9 protein-coding genes are annotated in these 7,341 nt (G+C 60.3%); 7 read left to right on the top strand and 2 right to left on the bottom strand.

What is annotated here, in order from left to right; translation table 11 throughout:
• Window positions 1-4: 4 nt before the first annotated feature.
• The gene (locus Q7T64_RS06305) at window positions 5-2,317 is read right to left on the bottom strand and encodes an NADP-dependent malic enzyme (RefSeq protein WP_304792962.1); all 2,313 of its coding nucleotides are present in this window, start codon (window positions 2,315-2,317) and stop codon (window positions 5-7) included.
• A gap of 215 nt (window positions 2,318-2,532) precedes the next feature.
• Here Q7T64_RS06305 and Q7T64_RS06300 point away from each other — a divergent pair, with 215 nt between their 5' ends.
• From Q7T64_RS06300 to Q7T64_RS06280, 5 genes are all read left to right on the top strand, one after another.
• The gene (locus Q7T64_RS06300) at window positions 2,533-3,015 is read left to right on the top strand and encodes a rubrerythrin family protein (protein WP_304792961.1); all 483 of its coding nucleotides are present in this window, start codon (window positions 2,533-2,535) and stop codon (window positions 3,013-3,015) included.
• A 48-nt stretch (window positions 3,016-3,063) separates the two neighbouring features.
• Window positions 3,064-3,228 (top strand): rubredoxin, encoded by a 165-nt coding sequence (locus tag Q7T64_RS06295; RefSeq protein ID WP_304792959.1) that lies wholly within the window; start codon window positions 3,064-3,066, stop codon window positions 3,226-3,228.
• Between the two features lie 62 nt (window positions 3,229-3,290).
• The gene (thiL, locus tag Q7T64_RS06290) at window positions 3,291-4,253 is read left to right on the top strand and encodes a thiamine-phosphate kinase (protein WP_304792957.1); all 963 of its coding nucleotides are present in this window, start codon (window positions 3,291-3,293) and stop codon (window positions 4,251-4,253) included.
• Complete coding sequence (locus tag Q7T64_RS06285) at window positions 4,253-4,777, top strand: phosphatidylglycerophosphatase A (protein WP_304792954.1); 525 nt, start codon at window positions 4,253-4,255, stop codon at window positions 4,775-4,777. The genes thiL and Q7T64_RS06285 overlap by 1 nt, the downstream gene beginning before the upstream one ends.
• Window positions 4,778-4,860: 83 nt before the next feature.
• Window positions 4,861-5,343 carry a CinA family protein gene (locus Q7T64_RS06280; RefSeq protein WP_304792951.1) on the top strand — a complete coding sequence of 161 codons (483 nt, stop codon included), beginning with the start codon at window positions 4,861-4,863 and terminating at the stop codon, window positions 5,341-5,343.
• Between the two features lie 4 nt (window positions 5,344-5,347).
• On the opposite strand, the gene pyrF is transcribed toward Q7T64_RS06280, so the two are convergent.
• Window positions 5,348-6,175: an orotidine-5'-phosphate decarboxylase gene (pyrF, locus tag Q7T64_RS06275; protein ID WP_304792948.1), complete on the bottom strand. Its 828-nt coding sequence runs from the start codon at window positions 6,173-6,175 to the stop codon at window positions 5,348-5,350.
• Window positions 6,176-6,252: 77 nt separating this feature from the next.
• Here pyrF and Q7T64_RS06270 point away from each other — a divergent pair, with 77 nt between their 5' ends.
• Together Q7T64_RS06270 and Q7T64_RS06265 are read left to right on the top strand one after the other, a co-directional pair.
• The gene (locus tag Q7T64_RS06270; RefSeq protein WP_304792945.1) at window positions 6,253-7,143 is read left to right on the top strand and encodes a DMT family transporter; all 891 of its coding nucleotides are present in this window, start codon (window positions 6,253-6,255) and stop codon (window positions 7,141-7,143) included.
• Window positions 7,144-7,186: 43 nt separating this feature from the next.
• Window positions 7,187-7,341, top strand: a 155-nt coding sequence (locus Q7T64_RS06265) for a LemA family protein (protein WP_370653265.1), incomplete at its 3' end; no start/stop codon positions are given.

Raw genomic sequence — 7,341 nt, 5'->3', positions numbered from 1 at the left:
CCGCTCAGCGCTGGGCCACCGCATCGACCACGCACAGCGCGGTCATGTTGACGATGCGGCGCACTGTAGCCGATGGTGTCAGGATGTGTACCGGCTTGGCGCATCCCAGCAAGACCGGGCCGATAGCCACGCCGCCGCCGGCACCGACCTTCAGAAGGTTATAGGCAATATTGGCTGACTCGATATTGGGCATCACCAGCAGGTTGCAATCGCCTTTCAATGTCGTGTCGGGCATTTGCGATTTCAGGCGATCGAAGTTCAGCGCTGTGTCGCCGTGCATTTCGCCGTCCACTTCCAGCTCGGGATCACGCTCGCGGATCAGCGCCAGCGCTTCGCGCATTTTCAGCGCAGAAGGACTGTTGCTGGTGCCGAAATTCGAGTGCGAGAGTAGTGCCGCCCTGGGCAGCATGCCAAAGCGGCGCATTTCTTCTGCGGCCATCAGCGTGATTTCTGCCAGCTCGGCCGCAGTCGGGTTTTCGTTGACGTGCGTATCGACCAGCACCACATTGCGGTCCGGCAGCAGCAGAAGGTTCATCGCCGCATAGACCTTGGCGCCCTCCCGCTTGCCCAGCACCTGGTCGATGTAATCGAGGTGCAAGTGGGTGGTACCGTAGGTGCCGCAGATCAAGCCATCGGCCTCGCCCTTATGGATCAGCATGGCGCCGATCAGCGTGTGCCGGCGACGCATCTCCAGCTTGGCATACTGCTCGCTGATGCCCTTGCGGCTGGTCATTTTGTAATAAGTCTGCCAATAGTCACGGTAACGCGAATCGGATTCCGGGTTGATCATTTCGAAATCGATTTCCGGCCGCAGGCGCAAGCCAAAGCGCTCAATACGCTGCTTGAGCACCGCCGGACGGCCGACCAGGATCGGCTTGGCCAGCCCTTCGTCAACCACCACCTGCACCGCGCGCAGCACGCGCTCTTCCTCGCCTTCGGCGTAGACAATGCGCTTCTTGGCCGCATTGGCCTTCTTGGCGATGCCGAAAATCGGCTTCATGAAGGAGCCGCTGCGATAAGTGAACTGGTCCAGCTTCTCTGTATATGCCTGCATGTCCGCAATCGGTCGCACCGCGACACCGGACTCCGCCGCCGCCCGCGCCACCGCGGGTGCGATGCGGCTCATCAAACGCGGGTCGAATGGCTTGGGAATGATGTATTCCGGACCAAACGACAGGTTGGTGATGCCGTAGGTCGTGGCAACGATGTCGGATTGCTCGGCCTGCGCCAGTTCGGCGATCGCGTACACCGAAGCGATCTCCATCTGCCGATTGATCGTCGTCGCGCCGCAATCGAGTGCCCCGCGGAAAATATACGGGAAGCACAACACGTTGTTGACCTGGTTCGGGTAATCCGAACGGCCCGTCGCGATGACCGCATCGCTGCGCACTTCGCGCACTTCTTCGGGCAGGATTTCCGGCGTTGGATTGGCCAGCGCAAGTATCAGCGGCCGATCGCCCATTGCGCGCACCATGTCGGCCTTCAGCACACCACCTGCGGAAAGGCCAAGGAAAATATCGGCGCCGGGAATGACCTCAGCCAGCGTGCGCGCTGACGTGTCCTGGGCAAATTTTTCCTTGTCCGGATCCATCAACTCCTTGCGCCCCGTATAGACCACGCCGGCCAGGTCGGTGACGAAGATGTTACCTACCGGGAATCCCATGTCGACGATCAGGTCCAGGCAAGCCAATGCAGCCGCGCCGGCTCCGCTGACCACCAGCTTGCAGTCCTTCATGTCCTTGTTGACCACTTTCAGGCCATTGATCACGGCCGCCGCGACGATGATCGCCGTACCGTGCTGGTCATCGTGGAAGACCGGAATCTTCATCCGCTCGCGCAGCTTGCGCTCGATGTAAAAGCACTCCGGCGCCTTGATGTCTTCCAGGTTGATCCCGCCGAACGTCGGCTCCAGGCCGGCAATGATGTCGCACAGCTTGTCGGGGTCGGTTTCATTGACTTCGATATCGAACACGTCGATGCCCGCAAACTTCTTGAACAGCACGGCCTTGCCTTCCATCACCGGCTTGGAAGCCAGTGCGCCGATATTGCCCAATCCCAGGACTGCAGTGCCATTGGTAATGACGGCCACCAGGTTGCCGCGCGCGGTGTAGCGGAATGCCTTGGTCGGATCGGCGGCAATTTCTTCACAAGCGGCCGCAACGCCAGGCGAATAGGCCAACGCCAGGTCGCGCTGGTTGGTCAATTGCTTGGTCGGCGTCACACTGATTTTTCCGGGCGTCGGAAACTCGTGGTACTCGAGCGCCGCCTGGCGGAATTGCTGGCGGAGTTGTTCTTGTTCGTCTTTCGAAGGATCCATCACTGCGGGCCTTTGGGTTGCTTGGGGAAAGCCGCAGATTTTAGCAGACGAAATTGCCGCCAATACCGTGTTTCTGATTGCATCGCCCGATCGCTATCGAAAAATACTATCGGATACATATAAACAATTAAATTTATTAATTGACGCGGTGACCCTATCATTCGTCCTGTCGCGCTTGAAAGCGCCCAGCAGAATAACCAACCGAGGAATGAATCATGGCAAATCCAAACAAGTCGATCACGATAGAAAATCTGGAATCCGCCTTCGCCGGCGAATCGATGGCACACATCAAGTACCGTTATTTCGCCAAACTCGCACGAGAAGCCGGTGCCGAAGACGTTGCCCGCGCTTTCGAGGCGACTGCCGACCAGGAAGTCATGCACGCATTCGGTCATCTCGACCTGTTGTATCCGAAGGCGGCAATGACACCCGCCAAATCGCTGGAAATCGCCATCGTAGGCGAGACCTACGAGTACACCGAGATGTATCCGAAATTCCGCCACCTGGCACAGGAAGAAGGCAATACCGCGGCAGTCGCTGAATACGATGACCAGATCGCCGAGTCGCGCGAGCATGCCGAAAACTTCAAGCGCACGCTGGAAAAAGCGGCCAAGCGTTTCGCCGCGCTGGCCAAGGTGGAAGAGCGCCATGCCAACCACTATCAGTCCGTGCTCGACTCGATCAAAAGTGCAGCCTGATCCCGGCGCCAGCTCCAACCGATTCCACCATTTAAACAAGGGAAAAACATGAAAACCTACCAATGCGTCGTTTGTGGCTTTATTTACGATGAAAGCATCGGCATGCCCGATGAAGGCATTCCGGCCGGCACACTCTGGGCCGACATTCCCGATGATTGGGCCTGCCCCGATTGCGGCGTCGCCAAGGCGGACTTCGACATGGTCGAGGCCTGATCCGGATGACGCGGCAGCATCGCGCTTTCGGACAGCAGCGATAGCTTGGGTACAATCCCGGGATGCTGTCCGAATTCGACCTGATTGCCCGCTATTTCAAACGTCCCCTGCCGGCGGGAAGCCGCACGGCCGTGGGTATAGGCGACGACTGTGCGTTACTTGCGCCCGCACCGGGCATGCACCTGGCAATATCGTGCGACATGCTGGTCGAGGGACGGCATTTTTTCCCGGATGTCGATGTCGCATCGCTTGGACACAAGTCCCTGGCGGTCAACCTGTCCGACCTGGCAGCCATGGGCGCGCAGCCGCTGGCATTCACGCTGGCGCTGTCGCTGCCATCGGCCAATGAAGCCTGGCTTGCTGCGTTTTCCGATGGCTTGTTCGCGCTGGCCGACCAGTTTGCATGCCCGCTGATCGGTGGAGACACCACCCGCGGGCCGCTCAATATCTGCATCACGGTGTTGGGCGAAGTACCGCTGGCGCAAGCCCTGCGGCGCAGTGCCGCCTGCGTGGGCGATGACATTTGGGTGTCAGGCAGCTTTGGCGAAGCCCGGCTGGCACTGGCTGCCCATCTGAACGAAATCGAACTCGAGACGCCGGCCATGCAGCAGGCCGACGCCCGCCTGCTGCGGCCCACACCGCGCGTATTGCTCGGCACTGCGCTGCGCGGCATCGCCCATGCCGCGATCGACATTTCAGACGGGCTGTGCGGCGACCTGGGCCACATCCTGGAGCAGGCCAAGGTGGGCGCCACGATCAACGTCGATGCGGTGCCCACGGGCGCCGCATTGCACGGCCAGAGCCTGGAGCGACGACGCCATTACACGCTGGCCGGCGGCGACGACTATGAACTGTGCTTTACTGCGCCGGCATCGGCACGCAACGAAGTACTGGCAGCGGCGGGCGCAGCAGCAACACCGGTCACGCGTATCGGCGTCATCGACAGCGCACCGGGCTTGCGCCTGCAGGATGCCCGCGCGCAGCCGGTCCAGCTCGTTTTGCACTCATTCGATCACTTCAAATAATGACTACTCTTGAAAGCGGGCAGACCGCCCTGGTCAGCAAGCCCGGTTCGCGCTTCATGCTGGCGCACCCGGCGCACCTGATTGCCCAGGGCTTTGGCAGCGGCTTGTCGCGCATCATGCCCGGCACGGCAGGCACGCTGCTGGCATGGCTGTCATTCAATATCCTCAGCAGTCGCTGGCCGGATGTTTTCAGTACCGGCGCCTGGGCCGTGATCATCGCCACCGGATTCGTGCTCGGCATCTGGGCCTGCGGCAAGACCGGACGCGACCTGGGAATCAGCGATCACGGCAGCATGGTGTGGGACGAAATCATCGCGTTCTGGCTGGTGCTGTTACTGCTTGCACCGGTGCCTGCCGCAACCCAGTTATGGGCCTTTATCTGGTTCCGGATTTTCGACATGGTCAAGCCGCCACCGATCGGATGGTTTGACCGTCACATCAAGGGTGGATTCGGTGTAATGTGGGACGACATCATTGCCGCGTTCTACACCCTCTTGCTGTTCGCGCTGTGGCGTGTAATCTGAAAGCTGTTCTGGTCGAATTCCAATGATCGCAACCGGACCGCCCGCGAAAAGGGTGGCCAGAAACAAGCATGGAGACTGCAGGCATGGAAAACATAACCGCACTGGCGGCTAGCGTCGGGCAGGCGCTCAAGCGGCGAAAACTTTTGATGGCAACAGCGGAATCCTGTACCGGCGGTGGCATCGCCCAGGCCATTACCGACATACCCGGTTCATCGGAATGGTTCGATTGCGGGTTTGTGACCTATTCGAATGCATCCAAGAGTGAGCTGCTGTCCATTCCGGCCGCGACGATTGCGCAGCATGGCGCAGTCAGCGAGGAAATCGCAGCGGCGATGGCGCAGGCGGCGGTCGACAACAGCAGTGCAAGCGTAGCGGTATCGACGACCGGCATTGCCGGTCCCGGTGGCGCGGTACCTGGCAAGCCGGTGGGTACGGTGTGCTTCGGCTGGCAGGTCGGCAACAAGACACGCACCGAGCGCCGCGTGTTCGAAGGTGACCGGCGTGCGGTTAGAGACCAGGCAGTGGCGCACGCGCTGGCCTGCCTGTTGCGTCAACTCGAAGAATAAGCAATCAAGCGGGCAAGCCGGCGGCCCGTATGGCGTCGCGCGTTTCTTTTGCGGCCCGGCCCACGGCCTGCCACGCAGTTTCATCGGCTTGCGGCCTGGCATACAGGATCGCGCGCGAGGAGCTGATCATCATGCCGGCCCCCGATGCGTCCATTCCCGCCCGCACCGTTGCCTCCACGTCACCGCCCTGCGCGCCGATGCCCGGCACCAGCAGCGGCATGTCGCCGACGATCCGGCGCACTTCGGCCAGTTCGGCCGGAAAAGTCGCGCCCACCACCAGGCCGCATTGACCGTTCGTGTTCCATTTGTTGGCAACCAGTTCGGCAACATGCTGGTACAGCGGTTGACCGTTGACGTTCAGGAATTGCAGGTCGGAGCCGCCGGGATTGGACGTCCGGCAAAGTACGATGACGCCACGATCGCGCCATTCCAGGTAGGGCGCAATCGAGTCTTGCCCCATATAGGGATTGACGGTGACGGCGTCGGCGTCGTAGCGCTCGAAGGCTTCTCGTGCGTATTGCTCGGCGGTAGCGCCTATGTCGCCGCGTTTGGCATCGAGTATCAGCGGCAAGTGCGGATGCCGCTCACGCACATGGCGGCACACCTGTTCCAGCTGCTCCTCAGCCCGGAGCGCAGCGAAGTAAGCAATCTGCGGCTTGAATGCGCAAGCGAATTGCGCGGTGGCGTCGACCACCCGGATACAAAATTCGGCAACCGCGTCGGGGCGGCCGCGCAGTTCGGCCGGGAATTTGGCGATATCGGGATCGAGCCCGACACACAGCATCGACCCCTGACTGGTCCATGCTGCACCTAATTTTTCGACAAAGCTCAAGATTCAATCGCTTTCTGTGAGCGCCGGCAAGGCCGCAGGCGGGAGCATATTGTACCGTGTCATGCTATCGTTCCGGCATGACATCCCTCTCCCGCCGCGACTGGCTGATGGTCGTTTTAGTGACAGTGTGCTGGGGCTTTAATTGGCCCATCATGAAAATCGGCGTTCAGGATTTCCCGCCACTATCCTTTCGCGTACTGAGCATGATGATTGGCTTGCCGCTGATTGCCCTGGCCGCCCGCTACCAGCAAAAATCACTATCGCTGCGGCTTGATCACCTGATGCCGATCCTCCGCCTCACGATACCCAACATGCTGATCTGGCACACCTTGATCGTGTACGGCGTACGCATGCTCTCTTCCGGCCGCGCCGCCATACTCGGCTACACGATGCCGGTATGGGCGGTGCTTGCCGGCGTGATTTTTTTCCGCGAGTCAATACCGCGCCGTGCCTGGTTTGGCATAGTTTGCGCGCTCATCGGTGCATTGCTGTTGCTGTCGAGCGAGTTCGGTAATATTGCCGGACAGCCGCTGGGCAGCGTGATCATTCTGATCGGTGCAGCGGCATGGGGATATGGGACGGTGGCCATGAAGCGTTCCCGGATCGATCTGTCGACCATTGCACTGACCTTCTGGATGCTCGTGATCACGACCATTGTCATGTCCATCGGCGCGATCGTGCTGGAGCGCGACGGCTGGCGCATGCCGACTGCCGCCGAGTCCGGCGCCATCCTCTACAACGGCATCATCATTTTCGGGTTGGTACACGTGATGTGGTTCCGCCTGGCGCGCTTGTTGCCGCCGGTGGCATCCAGCATTTCAGTCATGATGATCCCGGTGGTCGGCGTCTTCTCAGGCGCCTGGATACTGAACGAATCACCGCACTGGCAGGACTATGCAGCCATACTGTTGATCCTGGTTGCGATGAGCGCCGTGCTGTTGAAACCGCGCCCGCTTGCCCCCATCTGACGACCTAGCGCACATCACCCCCAATTAACCCTGGAGAATATCAATGAAAAAATGGACGAGTTGGCTGGCCGTCGCTGTCCTGGGCGTGTTATTGAGCGGCTGTGGCTACAATGAATTCCAGAGCAAGGACGAGACCACCAAGGCCGCATGGAGCGAAGTCGTGAACCAGTATCAACGACGCGCCGACCTGATCCCCAA

This window comes from Lacisediminimonas sp. (genome assembly GCF_030645335.1).
Lineage (GTDB): Bacteria > Pseudomonadota > Gammaproteobacteria > Burkholderiales > Burkholderiaceae_D > Lacisediminimonas.
This window is presented reverse-complemented; position numbering and strand designations above follow the sequence as displayed.

Bases quoted from the DNA above. Each gene is read 5' to 3' on its own strand.
- Q7T64_RS06305 (WP_304792962.1), bottom strand. From the start codon at position 2,317: ATGGATCCTTCGAAAGACGAACAAGAACAACTCCGCCAGCAATTCCGC.
- Q7T64_RS06300 (WP_304792961.1), top strand. From the start codon at position 2,533: ATGGCAAATCCAAACAAGTCGATCACGATAGAAAATCTGGAATCCGCC.
- Q7T64_RS06295 (WP_304792959.1), top strand. From the start codon at position 3,064: ATGAAAACCTACCAATGCGTCGTTTGTGGCTTTATTTACGATGAAAGC.
- thiL (WP_304792957.1), top strand. From the start codon at position 3,291: ATGCTGTCCGAATTCGACCTGATTGCCCGCTATTTCAAACGTCCCCTG.
- Q7T64_RS06285 (WP_304792954.1), top strand. From the start codon at position 4,253: ATGACTACTCTTGAAAGCGGGCAGACCGCCCTGGTCAGCAAGCCCGGT.
- Q7T64_RS06280 (WP_304792951.1), top strand. From the start codon at position 4,861: ATGGAAAACATAACCGCACTGGCGGCTAGCGTCGGGCAGGCGCTCAAG.
- Q7T64_RS06270 (WP_304792945.1), top strand. From the start codon at position 6,253: ATGACATCCCTCTCCCGCCGCGACTGGCTGATGGTCGTTTTAGTGACA.